The organism is Mycobacterium sp. MAC_080597_8934 (assembly GCF_000523975.1).
Lineage (GTDB): Bacteria > Actinomycetota > Actinomycetes > Mycobacteriales > Mycobacteriaceae > Mycobacterium > Mycobacterium avium.
Genome location: NZ_JAOS01000023.1, coordinates 102,170 through 127,368 on the forward strand (window position 1 = coordinate 102,170; position 25,199 = coordinate 127,368).

Below are 25,199 nucleotides of genomic sequence, written 5' to 3' on the forward strand. Positions count from 1 at the left end.
AAACCACCCGACACGCCGAAGAATTGGGGGCTTTTGCGTCTGCTCGCGATGCGATGGCGACCTTAGATCCAGACGCCCTTGCCCACCGCGACCACGCCGCCGGCGCTGATGGCGAAGCGCTCCCGGTCTCTTTCCAGGTCCACCCCGACCATCTCGCCGGGCCCGACGACCACGTTCTTGTCCAGGATGGCGTGGCGCACCACCGCGCCGCGCCCCACCCGCGCACCGGGCATGATCACGCTGCCCTCCACGATCGCCCCGTCGTCGACCACCACGTTGGACGACAGCACCGAGTTGCGCACCGAGGCCGCCGAGATGATGCTGCCCGCACCCACCACCGACTCCTGCGCGGAGCCGCCGTTGACGAACTTGGCCGGGGCCAGGTTCTCCGACTCGCCGCGAATCGGCCAGCGCTTGTTGTACAGGTTGAACACCGGATGCACCGACACCAGGTCCATGTGCGCGTCGTAGAACGCGTCCAGCGTCCCGACGTCGCGCCAGTAGCCCCGGTCCCGGTCGGTGGCGCCGGGCACCTCGTTGTCGCTGATGTCGTAGACCGCGGCCATCCCGTCGTCGACCAGCCGCGGGATGATGTCACCGCCCATGTCGTGATCGGAATGGTCATCGTCGGCGTCGGCGCGGATCGCGTCGATCAGCACCTTGGTGGTGAAAATGTAGTTGCCCATCGACACGAACGTCGTCTCGGGATCGTCCGGGGTGCCCGGCGGATCCAGCGGCTTCTCCACGAACTTGCGGATGCGGCCCGACTCGTCGGAGTCGATGCAGCCGAAGGCGGTGGCCTCGCTGCGCGGCACCCGGATGCCGGCCACCGTCGCGCCGGCCCCGCTGTCGATGTGGAACCGAACCATCTGCTCGGGGTCCATCCGGTACACGTGGTCGGCGCCGAAAACCACGATGTAGTCGGGGTCTTCGTCGTAGATCAAATTCAGCGACTGGTAGATCGCGTCGGCCGAGCCGGTGTACCAGCGCGGGCCGAGCCGCTGCTGGGCCGGCACCGGGGTGATGTACTCGCCGGCCAGGCCGCTCAACCGCCAGTTCTGCGAGATGTGACGGTCCAGTGAATGCGACTTGTACTGCGTGAGAACACAGATCCGCAAATAGCGGGCGTTGACGAGGTTGGACAGCACGAAGTCGATCAGCCGATAGGCGCCCCCGAAGGGAACCGCGGGTTTGGCGCGATCCGCGGTCAGCGGATACAGCCGCTTGCCCTCACCGCCGGCCAGGACGATGCCCAGCACGTGTGGTGCTTCCCTCATGGCTTCAAACCTATCGGCCGCGGCAAAGCGCTGCCAGGGGGAACGGGCTATTGGCGATGTTCTGTGCGGCTGTCCGTCAAGGTAATTGGCCGCGCCGGCAAACGGATCACTGGCGAAAGTGGGCCCCGGCCCGACTCGCGGGCCCCGCCGCATCCGAACTACGGTGCGGGTATGCGGGTGGCGATGATGACGCGGGAATACCCACCGGAGGTCTACGGAGGGGCGGGGGTACACGTCACCGAACTCGTCACCCAGCTGCGCCGGCTGTGCGCGGTGGACGTGCACTGCATGGGCGCTCTACGCCCGGGCGCCGCCGGGGTGCAGGTGCACCAGCCCGACCCGCGGCTGCAGGGCGCCAACCCGGCGCTGTCGACCCTGTCCGCCGACCTGATGATGGCCAACGCCGCCGCGCAGGCCAGCGTCGTGCACTCACACACCTGGTACACCGGCATGGCCGGGCATCTGGCCGCGCTGCTGCACGACATCCCGCACGTGCTGACCGCGCATTCGCTCGAGCCGCTGCGCCCGTGGAAGGCCGAGCAGCTGGGCGGGGGCTACCGGATCTCGACCTGGGTCGAGCACACCGCGGTGCTGGCCGCCCACGCCGTGATCGCGGTCAGCTCCGCGATGCGCGAGGACATCCTGCGGGTCTACCCGGCACTGGATCCCAGTGCGGTGCACGTCATCCGCAACGGCGTCGACACCGACGTCTGGTATCCCGCCGGCCCGATGCAGACCGGATCGATGCTGGCCGAACTGGGCGTCGACCCGGCCCGGCCCCTGGTGGTGTTCGTGGGCCGGATCACCCGGCAGAAGGGGCTCGCGCATCTGGTGGCGGCCGCGCACCGGTTCAGCCCCGAGGCGCAGGTGCTGCTGTGCGCCGGCGCGCCGGACACCCCCGAGATCGCCGACGAGATCCGCGACGCGGTGGCCGCCCTGGCCCGCGGCCGCACCGGCGTGTTCTGGATCCGGGAAATGCTTCCCATCGGGGAACTACGCGAAATACTGTCGGCCGCATCGGTTTTCGTGTGCCCTTCGGTGTACGAGCCGTTGGGCATCGTGAACCTGGAGGCGATGGCCTGCGCAGCGCCGGTGGTGGCCTCCGACGTCGGCGGCATCCCGGAGGTGGTCGCCGACGGGGTCACCGGCTCGCTGGTGCATTACGACCCGCGCGACCCGGCGGGCTATCAGGCCGGATTGGCCGACGCGGTCAACGAGCTCATCGCCGACCGGGAAAAGGCGCAGCGCTACGGCAGGGCAGGACGCCAGCGCTGCGTCGAGGAGTTCTCCTGGGCCCACGTCGCCGAGCAGACCCTGGAGATCTATCGGAAAGTGTGTGCATAGCGCCGCCGACATTGGTCCGGCGGCACGCTCTAGCTGGAGCTCGTGACGCCCTTGAGTTCGTCACGGAGGGCGGCGGCTTCGTCGGGTGTCAGCTCGACGACCAGTCGACCGCCTCCTTCAAGTGGTACCCGCATCACGATGCCGCGCCCCTCCTTTGTCGCTTCGAGAGGACCGTCTCCGGTCCGGGGCTTCATCGCCGCCATCGAGTGCTCCCTCCAGGTTCGAGCTGGCCCGCCCTTGCGAGCCTGGTCGGCGCCGGGCACGCCCCGCCAGCGAACTTCCAGCCATGCCCGGCATCGAACTGCCTAATCACCCCTCTATTGTTCCCTATCCAGGTCACCACTTGTGCAAAGACCCACATCTGTGTTCTCAGCGCACCGCCGCGGGCACCCAGCAACCGCGAATATGGTCGTCGACCATGCCGGTCGCCTGCATCAGCGCATAGGCGGTGGTCGGCCCGACGAAGCGGAAGCCGCGCCGCTTGAGTTCACCGGCCATGGCCGTCGATTCGGCAGTGGCCGAGGGTATTTCGGACGCGTCGGCCGGCCGGGACCGGGGCGCCGGCGCGAACGACCACAGCAGCTCGGCCAGCTGCGTGGCGCCACCCAGCTCGGCGGCCGCGCGCGCGTTGGCGATGGTGGCCTCGATCTTGGCGCGGTTGCGCACGATTCCGGGATCGGCCATCAGCCGTTGCACGTCGGCGTCGGTGTACCCGGCGACGGCGTCGATGTCGAAACCGGAGAACGCGCGGCGGAAGTTCTCCCGCTTGCGCAGGATGGTCAGCCACGACAGCCCGCTCTGGAAGGCCTCCAGGCTCATCCGCTCGAACAGGGCCACCCCGTCGCGCACGGTTTGGCCCCATTCCCGGTCGTGGTAGTCGCGGTACAGCTCGAAATCGGGCCCGGACCGCGCGGTGGCCCAGCCGCAGCGGATCGGCTCGTCGTCACTCACATTCAGTCCTGACGATCCGCGCCGTCGTCGGGTTCCGCGGATTGGCCCCCGGTCTGCTGTTCGCCCGCCGCCGCGTGGGCGGCCGCCAGCTGGCCGCGCAGCGCCTCGAGCTCGCGGGCGAGCCGGTCCAGCACCCAGTCGACCTCGCTGGTCTTGTATCCGCGCAGCACCTGGGTGAACTTGACGGCGTCGACGTCCGACCCGGTCACCCCGTAGGCGGGCAGCACCGTCGCCGTCGTCCCCCGGGGCAGGGGCGGCAGCTGCTCACCGCGACCGAACAGCAGGCTGGCCGCGCCGAACAGGACGATCGCCACCAGCACCAGGACCACCAGGTACAGCAACACCAACGCCACGTGATCGATACTGCCCTATCGGGCCGACAGCGCCGCCGGCCCGGTCGCCGGTCAGCGGGGCCGGATCGCCTGCATGGGCGGCCGGTCGGCCAGCGACACCGGCCAGGTGTGCTGGGTGTAGCTCTGTCCCTCCGGCCCGTCGGCCACGAACTGGGTGAGCCCCACCCCGGAGTCGGGGATGCCGCAGCGCGACAGCAGGGTCGCGATGACCTGGCGGCTCATCGCGCCCAGCTCGGCCAGCGGCCGGTTGCGGTGCTCCCGCACCCCCAGGTTGACCTGGGCGATCGCGTCCAGGCCCAGCCGGTCGAAGGTGTCCACCAGCAGCCCGATCTCCACGCCGTAGCCCGGGGCGAACGGCACCGAGGTGAGCAGCTCCCGGGTGGCCGCGTATTCGCCGCCCAGCGGCTGCAGGATGCAGCCCAGCTCCGGGCGCAGCGCGGCGAGCAGCGGCCGGGCCACCAGCTCGGTGACCCGCCCGCCCCCGGTCGCGCCCGCGCCGCCGCCGGCGTCGCCGACGTTCAGCGGCCGCCGGTAGAAGCTCTTGACCAGGTGCACGCCGTCCCCGGTGAGCAGCGGCCCGACCAGCCACGGCACGAACATCGGATGGGGGTTGATCAGGTCGGAGTCGACGAACACCACGATGTCGCCGCGGCTGGCGGCCAGCGAACGCCACAGCGCCTCGCCCTTGCCCGGCCGGATCGGCACCTCGGGCAGCGCCTGTTCGCGGCTGACGACACGGGCGCCGGCGGCGACGGCGCGGATCTCGGTGTCGTCGGTGGAGCCCGAATCCAGCACGATCAGCTCGTCGACCAGGCCGTCCACCAGCGGCGAGATGCTGTCGATCACCGACCCGATGGTGTCTTCCTCGTCGAGGGCGGGCAGCACCACCGAGATGGTCCGGCCGCCCTTGGCGGCCTCCAGCTCGGCGACCGTCCAGCCGGGGCGGTTCCAGCTGCGGTCGGCCAGCCAGGTGTCGCCGGGCCGGGTGTCGCGCAGCCCGTCGCCCGCCAGCTCCCCGGCGACCAGGTCGGACGTCGTCATGCGAGCCCCCTCACCGTGCGCGTGGGCGGGCGGGTGCCCTGGATCGAGGCCACCATTTCCAGCACCCGGCGGGTGGGCGCGACCTCGTGCACCCGAAACATCCGGGCGCCGGCGGCCGCCGCCAGCGCGGTGGCCGCCAACGTTCCCTCCAGCCGCTCGGTCAATTCCACACCCAGAGTCTCCCCGACGAAGTCCTTGTTGCTCAAAGCCATCAGCACGGGCCATCCGGTGTTAACAAGATCGCCGACGTGCCGCAACAACAGCAGGCCGTGGAAGGTGTTCTTGCCGAAGTCGTGGGTGGGGTCGATCAGCACCCGGTCGGGGGCCACGCCGCAGCCGACCGCCCGCTCGGCGGCCGCCGTGACCTGGGCGATCACGTCGTCGACCACGCCGCGGGTGCTGGTTCCGTAGCTCACCCGGAACGGGCGGGTGCGCGGCAGCGCGTTGCCGGTGTGCGAGCACACCAGGCCCGCCCCGAACTCCGCGGCCACCTCCGGCAGCGCCGGGTCGACGCCGCCCCAGGTGTCGTTGATCAGGTCCGCGCCGGCCGCGCAGGCCACCTTGGCCACCTCGGCACGCCAGGTGTCGGCGCTGATCAGCTGGTCCGGGTAGGCGTCGCGCAGCCATTCGATGAACGGCACCAGCCGGGCGATCTCGGTGTCGGCGTCGACGTCCTGGCCGGGCCCGGCCTTGACGCCGCCGACGTCGATGACGTCGGCGCCCTCGGCCACCGCCCGGTGCACGGCCGCCCGGGCGGCGTCGTCGCTGAAGGTGGCGCCCCGGTCGTAGAACGAGTCCGGGGTGCGGTTGATGATCGCCATGATCAGCGCGCGATCACCGGCGACCGGACGCCCGCAGAACGTCGATTGCACGGGTCTATGGTGCCTGGTCGGCCGAGGGCGCGCAGGGCCAGGTCGCACCGCCGCCTTAGGGCCGCTTGCCCTCGGCGACCTCGTCGGGGTATTCGTCGTAGAACGGCACGTAGCCCTCGTCGCGGCCGGCCAGCACGTACAGCGGGTCCTTGACGTCGGGGCCGTAGCCTTGCTCGCGCAGCTCCACCTTGCGGCTCTTGAAGGTGGTGGTCTGCTCGATGGAGTCCACCACCCGCACGAACAGCGGCAGCGCGTAGACGGGCAGCTGCTCGTAGACGGTGCGGGCCAGCGACCGCCCGTCGAACTCGGCGCCGTCGCGCAGTTTGATCGCGGCCATGCCGGCGCGGCCGCCGGTGCGCGGCACCTCGACCCCGAAGACCGTGCAGTCCTCGACGGACCCGTCGGAGGCCAGCGCCGCCTCGACCTGCGTGGTGGCCACGTTCTCCCCCTTCCAGCGGAAGGTGTCGCCGAGCCGGTCGACGAACGCAGCATGCCCCAGCCCTTGCGGGCTCATCACGTCACCGGTGTTGAACCAGCAGTCGCCGTCGCGAAAAGCGTTGCGCACCAACTTCTTTTCGCTCGATTCGGGGTCGGTGTAGCCGTCGAAGGGCTGCAGCCGGTTGACGGGGCTGAGCAACAGCCCGGGCTGTCCGGGCGGCACCCGGCGCACCCGGCCGTCGTCGCCGCGCAGCGGGGCGCCGGTGTCGGGGTCGTACTCGACGTAGGCCAGGGGCAGCGGGAAGATCCCGGTGGACCGGGGCACGTTGAACACGTTGATGAACGCGGCGTTGCCCTCACTGGAGGCGTAGAACTCGCAGACGCGGGCGATCCCGAACCGCTGGGTGAACTCGTCCCAGATCTCGGGGCGCAGGCCGTTGCCGGCGATCAGCCGCACCCGGTGCGCCCGGTCGGTGGGCTTGGCCGGCTGGTTGAGCAGGTATCGGCACACCTCGCCGATGTAGATGAACGCCGTGGCGTCGTTGGCGATCACCTCGTCCCAGAACTTCGACGCCGAGAACGACTTGCCCAGCGCCAGCGTCGCCCCCGAGTTGATCACCGACGACAGCGCGACCGTCAGCGCATTGTTGTGGTACAGCGGCAGGCAGCAGTACAGGGTGTCGGAGCTCTTCAGCCGCAACCCGATCCCGCCGAACGCGGCCAGCGCCTTCAGCCAGCGCAGGTGCGTCATCACGCTGGCCTTGGGGAATCCCGTGGTGCCCGAGGTGAAGATGTAGAACGCGGTGTCGCGGGCCTGCACCGCCGACGCCGACGCCGGGTTGGTGGCCGGCGCGCTGACCGCGAAGCGCTCCAGGTCCTCCACGGTCAGGGTCTCGGTGCTGCCCGAGCCGCCGCGCTCGGCCACCGCGCTGACCAGATCGGTCTCGGCGATGAGCACCTTGGCGTCCAGCAGGCCCAGGCTGTGCGCGAGCACCTCGCCGCGCTGGTGGTAGTTGAGCATGCCGGCGACCGCGCCGCACTTGACCGCGGCCAGCATGGCCAGCACCGTGTTGGGCGAGTTGCGCAGCATGATGGCGACGACGTCGCCGTGGCCGACGCCGCGGGCGGCCAGCACCGCGGCGTACCGGTTGGCGGCGGCGTTGGCGTCCCGGTAGGTCAGCTGCTGGTCGCCGAACCGCAGGAAGACCCGGTCGCCGTAGCGGGCGGCCCGATCCTGGAACACGGTGCCGATCGACTTGTGCGAGCCGGGCTGGGCCAGCAGCCCGGTCAGCGTGCCGCGTGCGATCACCGGCAGGTCGGCCAGCACGGTCGGCACCCGAGCTGCGATGTCGGTCAGTTTGACCGCCGTGCGCGCTCCCCCGTCACGATCGGACACCTGATCCCCTCGATTCTGTAGGAACTCGATCTCGTAGGAACTCGATCTTTTAGGAACTCGATCTTGTAGGAACTCGATCTTGTAGGAAAAAGAAGGCAAGCTCGGCGGACAGCCTAGCCGGGCGGCGGCGCGGTCGTCGGGCTCAGCCGGGCGCGCACGCCTCCAACGCGGCACCCACCTTGTCGACCAGGACCACCCGGTCCATCGCCGCCTGGGTGATGTAGCCGCTGTCCAGCAATCCGGACAGCCACAGCCACAGCCCCTCGTAGTGGCCGATCGGGTCCAGCAGCACGATGGGTTTGGCGTGCAGCCCGAGAAACCCCGTCGTCCACGCGTCCAACACCTCGTCGAGGGTGCCGATGCCGCCGGGCAACGCGATGAACGCGTCGGCGCGGTCCTCCATGATCTGTTTGCGCTCGTGCAGGGTGTCGCTGACGATCAGCTCGTCGGCGTCGGCGTCGGCGATCTCGCGGCGCATCAGCACCGTGGGGATCACACCGACGGTCCGCCCGCCGCGGGCCCGGGCCGCGCTGGCCACCGCGCCCATCGCCGACACCCGGCCGCCGCCCCACACCAGCGTCCAGCCCCGCTCGGCGATCGCCTCGCCGAGTTCCGCAGCGACACCGAGCAATTCGGGATGCTGCGGGCCGGACGCGCAGTACACGCACACCGCCCACGCGGCCGACGAATCGCGTTCTGCGGGCATATCCGACAAACGTAGACCAACCCCGCGCGGCCCGTCATATCTGGGGCTTTCGCCGTGGCGGCGGGCCCGCGCGCCATAAAATCCGGCCGTGCCGATTCGATGGAACGTCCCCCGACAGGCGACGGCCGCCGAGCGGCTGGACGCGGCGTTGGCCGACACCGCCGCCGCGGCCGGGGCGGTGGTCCTGGGCCCCGACGGCATCGGCAAATCCACCTTGGCGCGGGTGGCCGCCGAGCGGTTCGCCGCCGCGCACCCCGGCACCCGGGTCCGCTGGGTGACCGGCACGCCGACCGAACGCGCGGTCCCGTTCGGGGCGTTCAGCCACCTGGTGCGGATCGCCGAGATCGGCAAGCCGGCCGCGCTGCTGCGGGCCGCCCGGGCCTCACTCGGCGACGCCGGCCTGCTGCTGGTCGTCGACGACGCCCACCAGCTGGACGTGCTGTCGGCCACCCTGGTGTACCAGCTGGCCCGCGCCGGCGCGGCGCGGCTGATCGTCACCGCCCGCGCCGACGGCGCCCCGGACGCCATCGCGGCGCTGTGGGACGACGGCCTGCTCACCCGGATCGACGTCGAGGCGCCCGATGCCCCGACCTCGCCGGGCGAGATCGACGCCTTCCTCGCCGAGCTGACGCCGCCGGCGCGCGCGGTGCTGGAATACCTGGCCGTCGCCGAGCCGCTGTCGGTCACCGACCTGAACGCGCTCGCCGGTGACGGCGCGGTGGCCGAGGCGCAACGGTGGGGCGCGGCGGAGACCCGGATGCGCGGCGGGACGTCCGACGACCCGGTGGTGTACACCGCGCACCCGCTGTTCGCCGAGCGGGTGCGGGCCGCGCTGGACCCCGACGATGCCCGGCAACGACGCACCGAGCTGGTCACCGTGCTGGCGCGACATCCGTCCGACCGGCTCAGCGACCGGCTGCGGCTGGTGTCGCTGGCGCTGGACAGCGACGCGCCGCCGCGGGCCGCCGACGTCGTCGACGCCGCGCGGCAGGCGCTGCGGCTGGGCGACCTGGCGCTGGGTGAACGGCTGGCCCGCGCCGCCCTGCGGCGCTCCGGCGGCCTGGCGGCGCGGCTGGCGCTGGCGCATGCGCTGGGCTGGCAGGGCCGCGGCCGGGAGGCCGACGCGCTGCTGGCCGAGGTCGACTCCACCGGCTTGACCGAGGCGGCGCTGATGGACTGGGCCCTGCTGCGGGCGGCGAACCAGTTCTGGATGCTCAGCGAGCCGGAGCGGGCCACCGCCTTCCTGCGCACGGTCCGCAACCGCGTCGCGGACCCCGGCCCGCGCACCACCCTGGACGCGCTCAGCGCCACCTTCGCGATGAACACGGGCAACGTCGGGCACGCCGTCAAGGTCGCCGGCGAGGTGCTCGGCTCGCCCGCCGCCGACGACCAGGCGGTGGCCTGGGCGGGCAGCGCGGCCGCGTTGTGCGCGGCGCGGCAGGGGCGGTTCGACGACGTCGAGCCGTTGGCGCGGCGCGCGTTGGCCGCCGAACATCCCGGGCTGCTGCGCTTCACCATCGGGCTGGCGCAGACCACCACGCTGTTGCTGGCGGGCCGGCTCGAGCAGGCCCGCGAACTCGCGCAGCAGTTCACCGATTTCGCCGAGCTGCAGCAGCCGGGTCGCGCGATCGGCGAGGTGCTGGTGGCGCACGTGCTGCTCACCGAGGGCGAATTCGCTTCTGCGGCAGCGTTATTGGGTCCAGCCGCGGCCACCTTGGAGCGCACCGGTTACTCGTGGGGGCCGTTGTCGCTGACCCTGCTGGCCACCGCGCTGGCCCAGCTGGGCGACACCGCCGCCACGGCGAAGGCGTTGAGCCGGGCCGAAACCCGGCACGGCACCAAGTCGGCGCTGTTCGCGCCCGAGCTCGGGGTGGCGCGGGCGCATCGGCTGGCCCTGATGCGTGACGCCCACGGCGCGGTGGCCGCCGCGCGCGATGCCGCCCGGATGGCCGAGCGCGGCGGCCAGCGGGCGGTGGCGGCGCGGGTCTGGCATGAGGCGGTGCGGCTCGGCGACACCCGAGCGGCCGAGCCGTTGGCCCGGTTGTGCGACGAGATCGACTGCGCCGCAGCGAGAATCGCATTGGCCCACGCGCGGGCGCTGGCGGCCGGCGACGAAGCGGCGCTGCTGGCGGTGTCGGAGGAGCTGACGTCGATCGGGATGCGCGCCGCGGCCGCGGACGCCGCCGCGCAGGCGCGCCGGGGCGCGGCGGCTCAGCCGCTCAGGTAACCGCGCAGCAGGTCCGCCGCGGCGGTGATGGCGGCGACCGCCACCCGTTCGTCGCGCCGGTGCGCGAGGTTGGGATCCCCGGGGCCGAAGTTGAGCGCCGGTATGCCCAGCGCGGCGAAGCGCGCCACGTCGGTCCAGCCGTATTTGGCCCTAACCCGGCCGCCGGCCGCCTCGACCAGTGCCTTGGCGGCGGGCTGGGACAGCCCGGGCAGCGCGCCCGCGGCGGCGTCGGTCTGTTCGATGCGCACGTCGAGGCCGTCGAGCACGTCGCGCACATGCTGCAGCGCCTCGGCCGGCGACCGGTCGGGGGCGAAGCGGAAGTTGACCGTCACCGCCGCCGCGTCCGGAATGACGTTGCCCGCCACCCCGCCGTCGATCCGCACCGCCGACAGGCCCTCACGGTAGGTGCAGCCGTCGATCTCGACGCTGCGGGCCTGATAGCCGGCCAGCCGCTGCAGCACGGCGCCCAGTTTGTGAATGGCGTTGTCGCCCAACCAGGATCGTGCCGAATGGGCGCGGGTTCCGGTGGCGCTGACCACCACCCGCAGCGTGCCCTGGCAGCCGGCCTCGATGTAGCCGCCGGTGGGCTCGCCCAGGATCGCGACGTCGGCGGACAGCCAGTCCGGCAGCTCGCGCTGGATGCGACCCAATCCGTTTGCGGCGGCGTCGATTTCCTCGCAGTCGTACATGACCAGCGTCAGATCGTGCGCCGGGTCGGCGACGGTGGCGGCCAGATGCAGGAAGACGGCATCCCCGGATTTCATGTCCGCCGTGCCGCAGCCGTACAGGTCGCCGTCCTCGCGGCGACTGGGCAGGTTCCCGGCGACCGGCACGGTGTCCAGGTGCCCGGCCAGCAGCACCCGCGACGGCCGCCCGCGGTCGGTGCGGGCCAGCACGGCGTTGCCGTTGCGCACGATCTCGAAACCGGACGTCTGGGACCGCAGCGCGGCCTCGACCTCGTCGGCCAGCCGCGCCTCGTCGCGCGATTCGCTGGGGATGTCCACCAGCGCCGCGGTCAGCGCAACCGGGTCCCCGGTCAAGTCCAGCACGCTCCCAGGGTAGTGGCTGGACCCTGGCCGCGATGCCCCGCGCCGCCGGTCAGACCGGCAACCGGGTGGGCATCACCTTGGGTTTGACGCCGTACCGCGGCCCCATGCCGTAGCCGCCGCGCCCGGCCGAGGCCACCGCCGGCATGCCGGTGGCCCAAGCGGTGTGCGGCTCCTCGGCGGGGCTGGCCCACTCGGTGGCGCCGACGGTCGTCGCGGCGGGCTCCGGTGTGGGCGCGGACCACGTTGCCGGCGTTGACAATTCGCCGACCGTGGCGGCCGAGCCCATGCTGGCCAGCACCGGCGCGGCGCCCACACCCGCGGTGGCGGGGGCCGCGGCACCGACCAGCGCGCCGCCGCCGACCGCTCCGCCCACCTCACCGGCCACCCCGGCCGCCGCGGCGGTGTCGAGGGTGTGGTTGTAGAGGATGTTGGACACGATGGTGTTGAACACGTTCCAGGACACCACGTTGAAGCCGGCGTTGCCGACGTTGTTCACCACCGGGTTGCCCAGCAGGTTGTCCAGCGCGCTCAGCCCCGGCGGGTCCGCCGGCGCCGCCAGCGTGCGCACCACGTTGGGCACGTTGGCGACGGTCCCCTGCAGCCCGCTGGTCTGCGCGCTGGTGGCGGTCGCCCCGGAGACGGCGGCGGCCTGGGCGCCCAGCCCGCCGGGTTGGTTGGTGGGCGCCGGCGAGGTCAGCGGGCTGAGCTTGCCCGCGGTCGCCGACGAGGCAGCGTAGCCGTACATGGCGGCCGCGTCCTGGGCCCACATCTCCCCGTATTGCGCCTCGGTGGCCGCGATCGCCGCGGCGTTCTGCCCCAGCACGTTGCTCGCGATCAACGCCGCCAGCTGGGCGCGGTTGGCCGCGACCAGCGCCGGCGGCACCGTCATGGCGAAGGCGGTCTCGTAGGCGGCCGCCGAGGCCATGGCCTGGGCGGCCGCCTGCTGCAGCTGCCCGGCGGTGGTGTGCATCCACTGCACATACGGCTGGACGGCGGTGACCATCGCGGCCGCCGAGGGGCCCATCCACTCCTCGCCGGTCAGGTTCGCGATCGCCGACTGGGTGGCCGCGGCGGTGGTGCTCAACTCGTCGGCCAGGTTGCTGAACGCCGCCGCGGCGGCCATCATCGGCGCGGCGCCCGCCCCGGTGTACATGCGGGTGGAGTTGACCTCCGGGGGGAGTGCTCCGAAGTCGAAAGTCATTGTCTCGCTCCTGTTCTGGGGTGCTCTAGATGGCGGGCTTGGGCATGACGGTGGGCTTGACGCCGTAGCGCGGGGCGCCCAGGCCGTAACCGCCGCGGCCGGCGGTGGCCATCGAGGGCACTCCGCCCGGCACCGCGGTCACCGGGGCGGTGTCGGGCGCGGCGCTGGTGAAGCCGGCGCCGACCAGCTGCGCCGGGGTGGCGTTGGCCGCCGGGGCGACGCCGCCCGGCGCCCAGCTCGGCGGCACCGACAGGCCGCCGATCGAGGGCCCGCGGCCCATGCTGGCCAGCACCGGGGCGCCGGCCGCGGCGGCGGGCGCCGCCGGCGCGGGCGGGCCGGCCGTCGTCGCCGCGGTGAGCCCGGGGTTGAAATTCGGGATCCCCGCGGCACCGGGCACCGGGGCGAATTGCCCCTCGCCCAGGGTGATGAAGTCCGACGCGGCCGCGCCCACGTTCTGCGCCCAGCCGATGGAGGTGCCCAGGCTGGTGGTCCCCGCGGGCGGCGGGTCGGCCGCCGGTGCGGCGTTGGGGATCACGTTGGGCGCCAACCCCTGCAGCGCCGCGGCGCTGGTGTTCACCCGGTTGGCGGCCTCGGTCGCGCCGTACGAATCGGCGTTGGTGTCCAGGTTTTGCACCAGCGTCTGGTGAATCGCCTTGGCTTGGGCGCTGACCTGCTGGTACCAGGTGCCGTAGGCGGAGAACTGGGCGGCCTGCAGTGCGGACACCTCGTCGGCGGCTGCCGGCGCGATGCTGGTGGTGGGCGCGGCGGCCGCCGCGTTCTGGGCATCCATCGACGAGCCGAGGCCTTCGAGCATGCTGGCCACGGCCAGCAGCGCCTCGGGCCGGGTGGTGACAAAGGACATGATGTTCTCCTTCTCTCGACGAGCCGGCCCCGTTGCGGGCCCGCGACCGTGACTCCCCCGCCAGGCCCAGGACATGACCGGCCGATCCACGGGACCGAGGTACCCCGAAACGGCCGAGTTCACGCGGTTGACCTGGCACGACGACGGACCGGACGCACACCGTGCGGTGCCGGTGCCGCGACGTCGCTCAATTACCTTGCACCGGTGAGCTTTTGACGCCGGTGTAGGCGCGCCGGGCCGGACCGCGACCGCACGGCCGGCCGCGACCGCCGCCGGGGCGGGCGGATTCGGGTGCGGCCCAGGAAGTAACCTGACCGCCGTGACAACAGCAGCAGGTGCCGCAGGAGTAGGCCTGGCAACGCTGGCCGCCGACGGATCGATCCTCGACACATGGTTTCCCGCACCGGAACTGACCGGGCCGGGCACCAGCGGCACGTCGCGGCTCGCGCTGTCCGACGTCCCGCCCGAGCTGACCGCGCTGATCGGCCGCGACGACGACCGCGGCACCGAGACCGTCGCGGTGCGCACGGTGATCGGCTCGCTGGACGACGTGGCCGCCGACGCCTACGACGCCTACCTGCGGTTGCATCTACTGTCGCACCGGCTGGTGGCGCCGCACGGGCTGAACGCCGGCGGCTTGTTCGGGGTATTGACCAATGTGGTGTGGACCAATCGCGGACCGTGCGCCATCGAGGGATTCGAGGCGGTCCGGGCCCGGCTGCGCCGGCACGGGCCGGTGACCGTCTACGGCGTCGACAAGTTCCCGCGGATGGTCGACTACGTGCTGCCGACCGGGGTGCGCATCGCCGACGCCGACCGGGTGCGGCTCGGCGCACACCTGGCGCCGGGGACGACGGTGATGCACGAGGGCTTCGTCAACTACAACGCCGGCACGCTGGGCGCCTCCATGGTGGAGGGCCGCATCTCGGCGGGCGTCGTGGTGGGCGACGGCTCCGACATCGGCGGCGGGGCCTCGATCATGGGCACGCTGTCCGGCGGCGGCACCGAGGTCATCTCGATCGGCAAGCGGTGCCTGCTGGGCGCCAATGCGGGCCTGGGCATTTCACTCGGTGACGACTGCGTCGTGGAAGCGGGCCTGTACGTCACCGCGGGCACCAAGGTCATCACGCCCGAGGGCAAGCAGCTGAAGGCCCGCGAGCTGTCCGGCGGCAACAACCTGTTGTTCCGGCGCAATTCGCTGACCGGGGCGGTGGAGGTGGTGGCCCGCGGCGGCACCGGCATCACCCTCAACGAGGACCTGCACGCCAACTGAACTAGCGGGCGGCGACCTTCTCGGCGGCCGCGGCGGCGTCCAGCGCGGCCCCGCGGGTTTCGGGCAGCAGATACACGGACACGAAACTGGCCAGCACCAGGGAGGCCATCATGAGCCCGATCGCCCAGCTGCCGTAAGTCGCCAGCAGCGTGCCGGCCAGCAGCGGCGGCACGGCGGCGCCGACGATGCCGGCCAGGTTCATCGCCACCGCCGCGCCGCTGTAGCGGTAGCGGGTGGCGAACAGCTCGGGAACGAAGGCGGCGGTGGGGCCGTTGGCCACCGCCGCGGTGCCGAACATGCCCAGCACGGCGACGACGTAGCAGACGGGTCGGCCGGTGTCGATCAGCGGGATGACCACGAACGCCCACGGCAGGCACGCGACCAGGCCCCACAGCATCACCCGGCGGCGCCCGACCCGGTCGGAGATCCACGCCGAGCAGGCCACGCACGCCATGCTGGTGAGCCCGCCCAGCGCGCCGATGCCCCAGATGAAGCTGCGCGAGTACCCAAGATGGTTGTGGGCGTACATCACCAGGAACGTGTTGCCCAGGTAGATGAAGCCCATGCCGCCCACGAAGCTGCCCGCAACCAGGATGATCTCGCGTCGCTGCAACCGCAGCAGTTCGGTCAGCGGCGCCTTGGGCACCAGATGGCGGGCCTTCTCCTCGACGAATATCGGCGTCTCGTCGATGTTGAGCCGCACGTACAGGGCGATGCCGATCAACCCGCTGCTGATCAGGAAGGGCACCCGCCAGCCCCAGTGCATGAACGCCGGGCTGTGCTCCCCCATGGTGAGGTTGACGGCGAGGAAGGTCAGGCTGGCCAGGATCCCGGCGGTGCCCCCGCCGAGCAGGGTGAACATGCCGTACCAGCCGCGCCGGTCGGTCGGGGCGTACTCGGCGCTCAGCAGCACCGAGCCGGCCCATTCGCCGCCGACCGCGAACCCCTGCAGCAACCGCAGCACGGTGAGGAGCAGGGGCGCGGCGATGCCGATCGACGCGGTGCTGGGCACCAGGCCGACGCTCACGGTCGAGGCGCCCATGATGAGCAGGGTGGCGACCAGGGTCTTCTTGCGGCCCAGCCGGTCCCCGAAGTAGCCGAAGACGGCGGCGCCCAGCGGACGGGACAAAAAGGCCGTCGCGAAGGTCGCCATCGAGGCGATGGTGGCGACGGTCGGGCCGAGCCGCGGGAAGAACACCGCGGGAAACACCAGCGCCGCCGCGGTCCCGTAGATCAGGAAGTCGTAGAACTCGATGGCCGAACCCACCAGGCAGGCGGCCGCTATCCGCCGCATGGGCGTGCCGGGCGTGGTGGCGCGCACGGACGGCTCACCCATGGTGGCCGCCTGCGCTCCGGTTGCCTGAATGCACGGTTACGACGGTAGGTGAAGCGTGGCGGCCACGCTCGGCCCCGAAGCTGGCAAGTTGCTGCGTGTCGTGCATCACGACGCCCGCTCAGCCGTCGGACAGCAGCTGCTTCTTGAGCACCTTGCCCATGGCGTTGCGCGGCAGCGCGTCCACCACGCGCACCTCGCGGGGCCGCTTGTGTATCGAAAGTTGTTGGGCGACATGGTCGATCAGGTCGTCGGGGTTGACCCGGCCGGCGGCGACGACGAACGCGACGATGCGCTGCCCCAGGTCCTCGTCGGGCATCCCGACGACGGCGGCCTCGGCGACGCCGGGGTGGCCGAGCAGCGCGGTTTCGATTTCGCCGGCACCGATGCGGTAGCCGCCGGACTTGATCAGATCGACGGACTCCCGCCCGACGATGCGGTGCATGCCGGCGTCGTCGACGACGGCGACGTCGCCGGTGCGGTACCAGCCGTCGGCGTCGAACGCCTCGGCGGTGGCGTCGGGCCGGTTGAGGTAGCCGTCGAACATCATCGGGCCGCGCACCAGCAGCTTGCCGACGGTCTCCCCGTCGTGCGGCACCGGGTTGCCGTCGTCGTCGACCACCCGGGTCTGCACGCCGGTCAGCGGCAGGCCCACCCAGCCGGGGCGCCGCTCGCCGTCGGCCCGGGTGGAGATGGTGATCAGCGATTCCGAGGCGCCGTAGCGTTCGACGGGCTGGTGCCCGGTGAGCCCGGCCAACCGGTCGAACACCGGGACCGGCAGCGGCGCGCTGCCGGAGACCAGCAGCCGCGCCGGGCGCAGCGCGCGGGCGGCCGCCTCGTCGGCCACCACCCGCGACCACACCGTCGGCACCCCGAAGAACAGGGTGCCGCCGAAGTCGGTGCGGGCCTGCGCGTAGCCGGCCGGGGTCGGTTTTCCGGTGTGGATGAACCGATTCCCGATCCGCAGCGAGCCCAGCAGGCCCAGCACCAGACCGTGCACGTGAAACAGCGGCAGCCCGTGCACCAGCACGTCGTCGGCCGTCCACTGCCAGGCCTGCGCGAGGGCGTCCAGGTCGGCGGCGATCGCGCGCCGGCTCAGCACCACGCCCTTGGGCAGCCCGGTGGTGCCCGAGGTGTAGATGATCATCGCGGTGGCGTCCGGTGACGGCTCGGGGTAGCGGTGCCAGGAGCGGGCGTGCAGCCGCACCGGGACGTGCGGCAGGCCGTCGGGCTCGTCAGGCAGGGGGCCGAGCCAGGCCCGCACCCCGGAGTCGGCCAGCATGTGCCGGCGTTCGGCGGCCCCGACGTCGGCGGGCACCGGGACGAACGGCACCCCGGCGATCAGGCACCCGGTCACCGCGAGCACCGTGGCGGCGGTCGGTGTGGCGAGGACGGCGACCCGGCCCGCACCGGCGACCCGCTCGGCCACCGAGGTCGCGGCGCCGAGCAGGTCGGCGCGGCTGAGCACGGTGCCGTCGATGCGTACCGCGTCGGGGATGTCGGTGGCGGTAACGGCCGAGGGATTCAGCGACGTCAGCAGCACGCCAGCAGGCTACCCGCCGCCGGCACGGGTCAGTTCTGCTCGTCCCAGATCTTGGTCAGGGTGGACAGGATCTCCTCGCCGCGGCCCAGCCCGCCGAGGTGGCTCTCGCCGGGCAGCACGAACAGCTCTGCGTCGGGCAGCAAGGACACGACGTGTTGTCCGTGCGCGAACGGCACGATGTGGTCGCTGTCGCCGTGCCACCACCGGACCGGGACCTTGACCTGGTCGAGCCGGAATCCCCAGTCCTGGGTGAACAGGATGATGTCGTTGAACGGGGCGGCCAGTTGCTTGCGGCTGCCGTTGAGCAGGTCGTCGAGGAACATGGCCCCGAACTCGGGCCGGGTGAGCAGCCGCCGGTCGCCCTCGGGCGAGATCGCCGCGTACAGGTACAGGGCGGGGTTGGCGACCGGGCGGATGGCCCGCACGACCAGGCTGGCGCCGATCCGCAGCGGGTCGCCGCCCAGCTTCAGCAGTGGAGCCACCCGCTTGCCCAGGTTCATCAGGCCGCTGGTGATGCCCTCGTCGCCGAGGAAGGGCGCGACGCCGCCGAGGATGCCGGCCGCCACGACCCGGTCGGGCAGCACCGCGGCGGACGCGAGCGCGTAGGGGCCGCCGCCGGACAGCCCGATGACGGCCATCTTGTCGATGCCCAGCGTGTCCGCGATGGTCCGCAGGTCCTCGCCGAACGCCCGGATGTTCTGGTAGCGATGCGGCGTCGACGACCCGATGCCCGGGCGGTCCAGCCCGATCAGCCGGATCTTGTGGTTCTCGGCGTACAGGCGGGCCTCGACCGGGATCTGCCGGCGGGCGCCGGGGGTGCCGTGCAACCAGAACATCGCGCGCCCCTGCGGGTCGCCGAATTCGGCGAACCCGATCTGGCGGTCCTCACCGACGGCGACGTTTCCCTCGAGTTTGGGGCGGGCGATCTCGATGGCCATGTCGAGCAGCTTGGCATGTCACGCGCGGTTTACAAAGGGCCGGGCATGCGTTGCCGGCGGCTATGCGTTGAGCACCCGCTCGCCGATGACCCGCTGCTGACGCAGGTCCGCTATCTCCGCCTCGGACAGGCCCAGCTCGCGCAGCACCTCGTCGTTGTGCTGGCCGAGCGTCGGCGGGGCGGTGCGGTGGTGCCGCCGCGGGCCGGGCGCGATGCGAAAGGGCCACCCGGGGTAGCGGTGCGGCCCGGTGATCCGGTGCTCGAGCTCCTCGTAGTAGCCACGCGCGTCCAGCTGGGCCCCGATCAGCCCGGGATCGTACATCTGGTCGCCGGTGATCACCCGCTCGGCCGCGATCCCTTGCGCCTGAAGGGTTTCGACGATCGCCGCGGCGGTCTGGGTGCGGGTCCAGGCGGCGACGAGCTCGTCGAAGGCGTCGTGGTCGATCGGCTGACCGGGCACCGACAGCGCCACCCACACTTCTTTCTCGTTGGTCGGGTAGACGCCCTGCAGCCAGCCGCGCCGGCGGTTGCCCTCCCGCGGCCGCACCACACCGGTCATCGAGTACTCGATGACCGGTTCGGCGGTGACCGCGGCGGCGACCTCGATCTGGGCCACCTCGACGAGTTGGCCGGCGCCGGTGCGGTTGCGGTGCTCGAGCGCGGCCAGCAGCGCGACCCCGGCGTGCACGCCGACGATCGGATCGGCCGGGCCCTGGGGGTTGCACGGCGGGCCGTCGGGAAAGCCGGTGACGGCCGACATTCCGGCGGTCTGCTCGAAGTTCAGCGCCCAGCCGACGTAGTCGCGCCACGGGCCGTGCAGGCCGTAGCCGGGCATCCGCACCACGATCACGTCGGGGTTCAGCGCCGTGAGCGAGTCGTAGTCCAGCCCGAAATTTTCGACGACGCGCGGCGAAAAGTTCTCCACCACGATGTCGGCCCGGGCGGCCAGCCGCCGCGCCAGGTCGAGGCCCCGCGGCGACGTCAGGTCCAGCGTGAGGTCGCGTTTGTTGAGGTTGGTGCCCTGCCAGATGGGGCTGCGCTCGTACCAGTCGTCGCCCTCGTAGGCGAACGCCCCCGAATAGCGGTGCCCGTCGGGGCGCTGGATCGACTCGACCTTGACGATGTCGGCGCCGAACGCCCCGAGGTAGCAGGTCAGGTAGGCGCCGGCCCAGAACGTGGTGAGGTCGAGCACCCGCAGCCCGGCGAAGGGCAGCGGCCCGGGCGCTCGGTGCAGCGCTCGGCCGTCACCGGTCCACGTCGTTCGCGACGCCCCAGACAGTGGCGCCGGACGTGGCTGCGGCACAGGGGTTTTCGAGAACCGGAATGGCGGCCCGGGCCGCCGAAACGACCCGGTGTCGACGAAGAACCCCCGCTCGGCGTATTGCGGGCAATCGAGCACAGTGGCGCCGTCGTTGACGGGCGCGGCCGGAATCCGCAGCGCCTGAGCGAGTTCCACGATCTCGGCGACGGTCTGGCCGGCAAGCACCGGCTCAGCTTTGGCGAAGAAGTCGGCGCGCTCCGGGCCGCCCAGCATGATCGCGAGCTGGTGCTCGCCGAACTCGGGCAGGCCGAGCATCGCGCAGACGTCGAGCCAGTGCTGGCCCGTCAGGCAGTTGATGCCGACCCAGCCGTCGGCGGCCCGCACCACGCCCAGCATGGGCGCCGACCGCAGGTTGGCGGGCAGCCCGAGCCGGCGCATCCGCTGAGCCATCAACATCGGATACGGCAACGTGGACAGCAACGATTCCAGCTGGGAGACATCGACTTCGGTGACCTGTCCGGCGGGGTGTGAACGCAGGGCGGTCAGTGCGCCCAGCGCGCCGTAGGCGCCGGCAACGTACTCGGCGATCCGGGCGCCGACCTGAACCGGTGGACGCTGCGGATCGCGGGAGCTGATCCAGCCCGATGCCGCCTGCAGGGTCAGCGGTGTCGCCGGGCGGCGGCGGAACGGTCCGGTCTGGCCGAACCCAGAGATGCGCAGTAACACCAGGTTTGGGTTGATCCGCTGCAGGTCGTCGGGCCCGAGCCCGTATCCCTGCAGCGTTGCGGATCCGGAGTCGTCGATGAGCAGGTGCGCCCGGGCGATGAGTTCCCGCGCCGCCGCGACGTCGGCGGTCTCCGAGAAGTCAAGCGTGGCACCGTGTTTGCCGGCGTTGATGTACTCGAACAGGCCCGACCGGTCCGGGTCGACAACGCCCGAGGCGAACGGGCCCCAGCGCCGCAGCGGGTCCCCGGCGGGCGGCTCGATCTTGATGACCTCGGCGCCCAGATCGACAAGGAGCTTGGCCGCGTAGGGACCCGAGATCTCGCTGGCGATTTCGACGACGTGCAGCCCCGCAAGGGGTGCCGTCACGCGGGAACCCCGATGGCCATCGGCTCCATGTACTGGTGCAGCCCGCCGATTCCGCCGCCCTCGCGGCCCAGCCCGCTGAGCCTGAAGCCGCCGAACGGCGCGCCGGCGGGGCTGATGCCGTTGACCGCGATCTGCCCGGTGCGAATGCGGCGCGCGACGCCGACGGCGCGATCCACGTCGTCACCCCACACCGCACCGGAGAGCCCGTATCGGGAGTTGTTCGCGATGGCGACGGCGTCGTCGTCGTCGCGGTAGCGCAGTACCGACAACACCGGGCCGAACACTTCCTCTTGCGCGACGGTCGAATTGGGCTCCACCCCGGACAGGATCGTCGGTTCGACGTAGTAGCCGACGTCCAGCCCGGCGGGTCGCCCGCCGCCGGTGACCAGCGTGGCCCCGTCGCTGCGTGCGCCCGCGATGTGCGCCTCGACCCGGTCGCGTTGCGCCGCGCTGATCAGCGGACCCATCTGCACGTCGGGATCGGTGGGGTCGCCCACCTTGACGTCGCGGGCCAACGCGGCCAGCCGATCGACGACGTCGTCGTGCAGCGAATCGGGCAACAGCAGCCGGCTGTGCAGGATGCAGGCCTGTCCGGCATGCAGCGAACAGGATTGGAACAGCATCTGTTCCAGCATTTCGTCGGTGACGTTCGCGTCGTCGAGGACGATGCTGGCCGACTTTCCGCCCAGCTCCAACAGGATTCGCTTGATCGTGTCGCCGGCGGCCGACATCACCTGGCGGCCGACGGCCGAGCTGCCGGTGAAGCTCACCATGTCGATGCGCGGATCGGTGGTGAGCAGCTTGGCCGCCTCGACCCCCGAGGGCGTGACGACGTTGACCACCCCCGGCGGGATGTCGGTGTGCTCGTCGATGAGGCGCGCCAGCGCCAGCCCGGCCAGCGGTGTCAGCGGAGACGGCTTGAGCACGACCGTATTGCCCGCGGCCAGCGCATGATTCAGCTTCATGACGTTGAGGCAGTGCGGGAAGTTCCAGGGCGTGAGCACCGCTACCACGCCCAGCGGCACGTGGCGCAACAACGTGGTGCCGGCGCTGATGCCGGCGACCTCCTGGTCGACCAGCTGGGTCGCGAGCTGGGCGGCGTGCATGGACATGAACCCGGCGCCGTCGATCTGCATGATGCGCTCGTTGCCGATGCAGCCCCACTCCGTTTGGGACAGCGCGAAGAAGTCGTCGGCGTGCTTGGTGAGTGCCTCGCCCAGCTGGTTCAGACACCGGGCGCGCTGCTCGGCGGACATCCGGCCCCACGGCCCGCTGTCGAAGGCGCGGCGCGCGGCCGCGATCGCGTCGTCGACCTGCGCCACACTCGCGTCGGGTGCGGTGGCGATGACGGCCTCGGTGGACGGGGACAGGTCGTCGTAGCGACCGTCCTGCGGCTCGACCCACTGGCCGTCGATGTAGAGCTGGTAGGTCTGGACAAGAGCGGGCGGATCGGCCATGTTGCTTCCTCCGGTCATCTGATCACTTGGTGTACACCCCCGCGTGTCGCCCGTCAATCGTCCTTCGCGTGAAAATCGAGTTATCTCATTACTTTGGCACCGTGTTGACAGCACGCGGCGGCGCAGAGTAGACACAGTCGGCAGACAGATTGAACCAATCTGTCGGATCGGGTGTCCTGCGAGAGGGGCTTGCCGTGCAGACTCATCCGCCGCTGCGCTCGCCGAGCTTCCCGCTGCATTCCCCGGACTTCTACGCGGGTAACCCATATCCCGCCTACCGGGAGCTGCGCGCGACGGCGCCGGTGTGCTGGAACGACGTCACCAACTTCTGGGCGCTGTTGAAATACGAGGACATTCGGTTCGTGTCGAGCAATCCGGCTCTGTTCACCTCGACCCGGGGCATCACGATCCCGGATCCGCAGCTGCCCAACCCGGTGCAGCAGGGCAGCCTGATCTTCACCGATCCGCCGCGGCACCGGCAGCTGCGCAAGCTGATCAACTCCGGATTCACCCGGCGGCGTGTTTCCGTGCTGGAACCGAAGATCCGCAAGATCGTGCGCGGCATTCTCGACGGCATCGAACGCGGCGCCGTGCACGAGTTCGCCGAACAGATCGCCGCTCCGCTGCCCACCCGGATGATCGCCGAATTGATCGGGGCCCCGCCCGACGACTGGGAGCAATTCCGGGCGTGGTCGGATGCGGCCACCGGGACGGCCGACCCGGAGATCGAGCTGGACCCGGCGGTGGCGGCCGGGCAACTCTACGAGTACTTCCAGCGGCTGATCGCGGCACGCCGCGCGCGACCGCGCGCCGACCTGCTCTCGGTGCTGGCCGAGGCCGAGATCGACGAGCACCGGTTGACCGACGAAGACCTGCTCAATTTCGCCTTTCTGCTGCTGGTGGCCGGCAACGAAACCACCCGCAACCTGATCGCGCTGGGGACGCTGGCCCTGATCGCGCATCCCGACCAATACCGCCTGCTCGTCGAGGAGCCCGCCCGCATCCCGCTTGCGGTCGAGGAGATGTTGCGGTGGAACAGTCCCGTGGTACACATGGCCCGCACCGCGACGGCCGACGTCGAGATCCGCGGACAGCGGGTCCGCGCCGGCGAGGTGGTGGTGATGCTCTACGGGTCGGCCAACCGGGACGAGGACGTATTCGGCCCGGACTCCGAGGAATTCGATGTGACCCGCCACCCGAACCCGCACATCGCCTTCGGCTGCGGTGAACATTCTTGTGTGGGCGCACAATTGGCGCGACTGGAGGCGACGGTGTTCTTCGAGGAGCTGCTGCGCCGGTATCCCCGCATCGAGCTGGTGGGCGAGGTGGACCGGATGCGGGCCACCATGGTGCCCGGGGTGAAACGCATGCCGGTGCGAATGGGGGCCTGAGCCGATGGATCTGGAATACACGCCGGAGCAACAGCAGCTGCGCGCCGAGATCCGCGCGACGCTTCAGACCGTGATGACGCCCGAACGCGTCGCCGCGGTCAGCGAGCAGATGGACGGCGGTCCCGCGGTGCACGAATGCGTCCGCGCCCTGGCGGCGGCCAACCTGCTGGGTGTCGGATGGCCCAAAGAGTATGGTGGACGAGGGTTTTCGGCCATCGAGCAGTTCATCTTCGCCGAGGAGGCGCGCCGGGTGAGCGCACCCATCCCGCTGGTGACGCTCAACACCGTCGGCCCGACGTTGATGCACTACGGCACCGACGAGCAGAAGCGACGGTTTCTGCCGGCGATCCTGGACGGCACCGTGGAATTCGCCATCGGCTACTCCGAGCCGGGGGCGGGCAGCGACCTGGCTTCGGTGCACACGACGGCCGTGCGCGTCGGTGACGAGTATGTGATCAACGGTCAAAAGATGTTCACCAGCGGCGCCGCCTACGCCGACTACATCTGGCTGGCCGTGCGCACCGATCCGGATGCCAAGAAGCACAACGGCATTTCCATCCTCATCGTGCCGACCTCCTCGCCCGGATTCTCCTGGCAACCGCTGCACACCATGCCGGGCATCTCGACCTTCTACACGTTCTACGACGACGTGCGGGTGCCGGTCAGCGCGCTGGTGGGGGCCGAGAACCAGGGCTGGCAGCTGATCACCACGCAGTTGAACTTCGAGCGCGCCGCCCTGGGCAACCTGGGCGCGCTCGAGCCGCTGTTCGACAAGACGCTGGACTGGGCGCTGTCCACCGAACTCGACGGCGGCCGGGTCATCGACCAGCCCTGGGTGCGATCGGCGCTGGCCCGGGTCGAAGCGCAGGTGGCCGCCTACAAGCTCGTCAACCTGCGGGTGAACGCGGCGATGACGAAGGGTGCGCTCAACATGGGAGAAGCCTCGGCCGCGAAGGTGTTCGGCACCGAGCTCACGCAACAGGTCGCCCGGGAGCTGCTCGAGGTGCTCGACGACAACGGGGTGCGGCGCGGCGCCGAGGCTCCGCTGCGTGGCGCGCTGGAATCCGCCTACCGTCAGGCCGTCATCAACACCTTCGGGGGCGGCGCCAACGAGATTCAACGTGACATCATCGCCATGACCGCGTTGGGCATGCCCCGCGCACCCCGCGACCTTCGGGCCGCGAAATAGCAAGGA

General features: G+C 71.3%; 21 protein-coding genes. 5 read left to right on the plus strand and 16 right to left on the minus strand.

Features of this window, described 5'->3' with window-relative positions:
• Positions 1-62: 62 nt before the first annotated feature.
• Positions 63-1,277, minus strand: a complete 1,215-nt coding sequence (glgC, locus tag NF20_RS13140) for a glucose-1-phosphate adenylyltransferase (protein ID WP_033711606.1) — start codon at positions 1,275-1,277, stop codon at positions 63-65.
• A 171-nt stretch (positions 1,278-1,448) separates the two neighbouring features.
• Between glgC and glgA the strand changes: the two genes are divergently transcribed.
• Positions 1,449-2,621: a glycogen synthase gene (glgA, locus tag NF20_RS13145; RefSeq protein ID WP_031347743.1), complete on the plus strand. Its 1,173-nt coding sequence runs from the start codon at positions 1,449-1,451 to the stop codon at positions 2,619-2,621.
• Between the two features lie 29 nt (positions 2,622-2,650).
• Here glgA and NF20_RS26320 read toward each other — a convergent pair whose 3' ends face one another.
• From NF20_RS26320 to NF20_RS13175, 7 genes are all read right to left on the minus strand, one after another.
• Positions 2,651-2,824, minus strand: coding sequence for a DUF3117 domain-containing protein (locus tag NF20_RS26320; protein WP_011724083.1), 174 nt, complete (start codon positions 2,822-2,824; stop codon positions 2,651-2,653).
• 166 nt (positions 2,825-2,990) lie between these two features.
• Positions 2,991-3,572 carry a DNA-3-methyladenine glycosylase I gene (locus tag NF20_RS13150; protein ID WP_009975562.1) on the minus strand — a complete coding sequence of 194 codons (582 nt, stop codon included), beginning with the start codon at positions 3,570-3,572 and terminating at the stop codon, positions 2,991-2,993.
• A gap of 2 nt (positions 3,573-3,574) precedes the next feature.
• A complete protein-coding gene (locus NF20_RS13155; protein WP_009975561.1) occupies positions 3,575-3,925 on the minus strand; it encodes a DivIVA domain-containing protein in 351 nt (116 codons plus the stop codon).
• A gap of 51 nt (positions 3,926-3,976) precedes the next feature.
• Entirely contained in the window at positions 3,977-4,966 is a 990-nt protein-coding gene (locus NF20_RS13160; protein WP_011724082.1) for a glucosyl-3-phosphoglycerate synthase, read from the minus strand.
• Complete coding sequence (gene folP / locus NF20_RS13165; protein WP_003875509.1) at positions 4,963-5,838, minus strand: dihydropteroate synthase; 876 nt, start codon at positions 5,836-5,838, stop codon at positions 4,963-4,965. The genes NF20_RS13160 and folP overlap by 4 nt, the downstream gene beginning before the upstream one ends.
• Positions 5,839-5,893: 55 nt before the next feature.
• Entirely contained in the window at positions 5,894-7,672 is a 1,779-nt protein-coding gene (gene fadD6, locus NF20_RS13170) for a long-chain-acyl-CoA synthetase FadD6 (RefSeq protein WP_009975559.1), read from the minus strand.
• A 142-nt stretch (positions 7,673-7,814) separates the two neighbouring features.
• On the minus strand, positions 7,815-8,378 hold the full coding sequence (locus tag NF20_RS13175) for a TIGR00730 family Rossman fold protein (protein ID WP_003875507.1): 564 nt from the start codon (positions 8,376-8,378) through the stop codon (positions 7,815-7,817).
• Between the two features lie 88 nt (positions 8,379-8,466).
• Between NF20_RS13175 and NF20_RS13180 the strand changes: the two genes are divergently transcribed.
• On the plus strand, positions 8,467-10,605 hold the full coding sequence (locus NF20_RS13180) for a hypothetical protein (RefSeq protein WP_011724081.1): 2,139 nt from the start codon (positions 8,467-8,469) through the stop codon (positions 10,603-10,605).
• On the opposite strand, the gene dapE is transcribed toward NF20_RS13180, so the two are convergent.
• The 3 genes from dapE to NF20_RS13195 are packed head-to-tail and all read right to left on the minus strand — an operon-like array spanning position 10,590 to position 13,717.
• On the minus strand, positions 10,590-11,654 hold the full coding sequence (dapE, locus tag NF20_RS13185) for a succinyl-diaminopimelate desuccinylase (protein ID WP_009975554.1): 1,065 nt from the start codon (positions 11,652-11,654) through the stop codon (positions 10,590-10,592). The two genes, NF20_RS13180 and dapE, sit on opposite strands and share 16 nt — an antisense overlap.
• A gap of 49 nt (positions 11,655-11,703) precedes the next feature.
• Positions 11,704-12,855, minus strand: a complete 1,152-nt coding sequence (locus NF20_RS13190) for a PPE family protein (protein WP_011724080.1) — start codon at positions 12,853-12,855, stop codon at positions 11,704-11,706.
• 25 nt (positions 12,856-12,880) lie between these two features.
• The gene (locus tag NF20_RS13195; RefSeq protein WP_010949655.1) at positions 12,881-13,717 is read right to left on the minus strand and encodes a PPE family protein, SVP subgroup; all 837 of its coding nucleotides are present in this window, start codon (positions 13,715-13,717) and stop codon (positions 12,881-12,883) included.
• Positions 13,718-14,036: 319 nt separating this feature from the next.
• Between NF20_RS13195 and dapD the strand changes: the two genes are divergently transcribed.
• Positions 14,037-14,990, plus strand: coding sequence for a 2,3,4,5-tetrahydropyridine-2,6-dicarboxylate N-succinyltransferase (dapD, locus tag NF20_RS13200; RefSeq protein WP_003875497.1), 954 nt, complete (start codon positions 14,037-14,039; stop codon positions 14,988-14,990).
• Between the two features lies 1 nt (position 14,991).
• Here dapD and NF20_RS13205 read toward each other — a convergent pair whose 3' ends face one another.
• From NF20_RS13205 to NF20_RS13225, 5 genes are all read right to left on the minus strand, one after another.
• Positions 14,992-16,326, minus strand: coding sequence for an MFS transporter (locus tag NF20_RS13205; RefSeq protein WP_003875496.1), 1,335 nt, complete (start codon positions 16,324-16,326; stop codon positions 14,992-14,994).
• 118 nt (positions 16,327-16,444) lie between these two features.
• Positions 16,445-17,866 carry an acyl-CoA synthetase gene (locus NF20_RS13210; RefSeq protein WP_033711605.1) on the minus strand — a complete coding sequence of 474 codons (1,422 nt, stop codon included), beginning with the start codon at positions 17,864-17,866 and terminating at the stop codon, positions 16,445-16,447.
• 29 nt (positions 17,867-17,895) lie between these two features.
• Entirely contained in the window at positions 17,896-18,804 is a 909-nt protein-coding gene (locus tag NF20_RS13215) for an alpha/beta fold hydrolase (protein WP_009975543.1), read from the minus strand.
• Between the two features lie 60 nt (positions 18,805-18,864).
• A complete protein-coding gene (locus NF20_RS13220) occupies positions 18,865-21,156 on the minus strand; it encodes a CaiB/BaiF CoA transferase family protein (protein ID WP_009975542.1) in 2,292 nt (763 codons plus the stop codon).
• Positions 21,153-22,613, minus strand: a complete 1,461-nt coding sequence (locus tag NF20_RS13225) for an aldehyde dehydrogenase family protein (protein ID WP_033711631.1) — start codon at positions 22,611-22,613, stop codon at positions 21,153-21,155. The genes NF20_RS13220 and NF20_RS13225 overlap by 4 nt, the downstream gene beginning before the upstream one ends.
• A gap of 194 nt (positions 22,614-22,807) precedes the next feature.
• Here NF20_RS13225 and NF20_RS13230 point away from each other — a divergent pair, with 194 nt between their 5' ends.
• Together NF20_RS13230 and NF20_RS13235 are read left to right on the plus strand one after the other, a co-directional pair.
• Complete coding sequence (locus tag NF20_RS13230; protein ID WP_023865404.1) at positions 22,808-24,004, plus strand: cytochrome P450; 1,197 nt, start codon at positions 22,808-22,810, stop codon at positions 24,002-24,004.
• Between the two features lie 4 nt (positions 24,005-24,008).
• Positions 24,009-25,193: an acyl-CoA dehydrogenase family protein gene (locus NF20_RS13235; protein ID WP_033711604.1), complete on the plus strand. Its 1,185-nt coding sequence runs from the start codon at positions 24,009-24,011 to the stop codon at positions 25,191-25,193.
• Positions 25,194-25,199 lie beyond the last annotated feature (6 nt).

What these genes read in the sequence shown, in the direction of transcription:
- NF20_RS13215 (WP_009975543.1), bottom strand. Translation starts at nt 18,804, where the DNA reads ATGGCCATCGAGATCGCCCGCCCCAAACTCGAGGGAAACGTCGCCGTC.
- glgC (WP_033711606.1), bottom strand. Translation starts at nt 1,277, where the DNA reads ATGAGGGAAGCACCACACGTGCTGGGCATCGTCCTGGCCGGCGGTGAG.
- NF20_RS13195 (WP_010949655.1), bottom strand. Translation starts at nt 13,717, where the DNA reads ATGTCCTTTGTCACCACCCGGCCCGAGGCGCTGCTGGCCGTGGCCAGC.
- NF20_RS13235 (WP_033711604.1), top strand. Translation starts at nt 24,009, where the DNA reads ATGGATCTGGAATACACGCCGGAGCAACAGCAGCTGCGCGCCGAGATC.
- NF20_RS13190 (WP_011724080.1), bottom strand. Translation starts at nt 12,855, where the DNA reads ATGACTTTCGACTTCGGAGCACTCCCCCCGGAGGTCAACTCCACCCGC.
- NF20_RS13175 (WP_003875507.1), bottom strand. Translation starts at nt 8,378, where the DNA reads ATGCCCGCAGAACGCGATTCGTCGGCCGCGTGGGCGGTGTGCGTGTAC.
- glgA (WP_031347743.1), top strand. Translation starts at nt 1,449, where the DNA reads ATGCGGGTGGCGATGATGACGCGGGAATACCCACCGGAGGTCTACGGA.
- NF20_RS13205 (WP_003875496.1), bottom strand. Translation starts at nt 16,326, where the DNA reads ATGGGTGAGCCGTCCGTGCGCGCCACCACGCCCGGCACGCCCATGCGG.
- NF20_RS13225 (WP_033711631.1), bottom strand. Translation starts at nt 22,613, where the DNA reads ATGGCCGATCCGCCCGCTCTTGTCCAGACCTACCAGCTCTACATCGAC.
- NF20_RS13160 (WP_011724082.1), bottom strand. Translation starts at nt 4,966, where the DNA reads ATGACGACGTCCGACCTGGTCGCCGGGGAGCTGGCGGGCGACGGGCTG.
- NF20_RS26320 (WP_011724083.1), bottom strand. Translation starts at nt 2,824, where the DNA reads ATGGCGGCGATGAAGCCCCGGACCGGAGACGGTCCTCTCGAAGCGACA.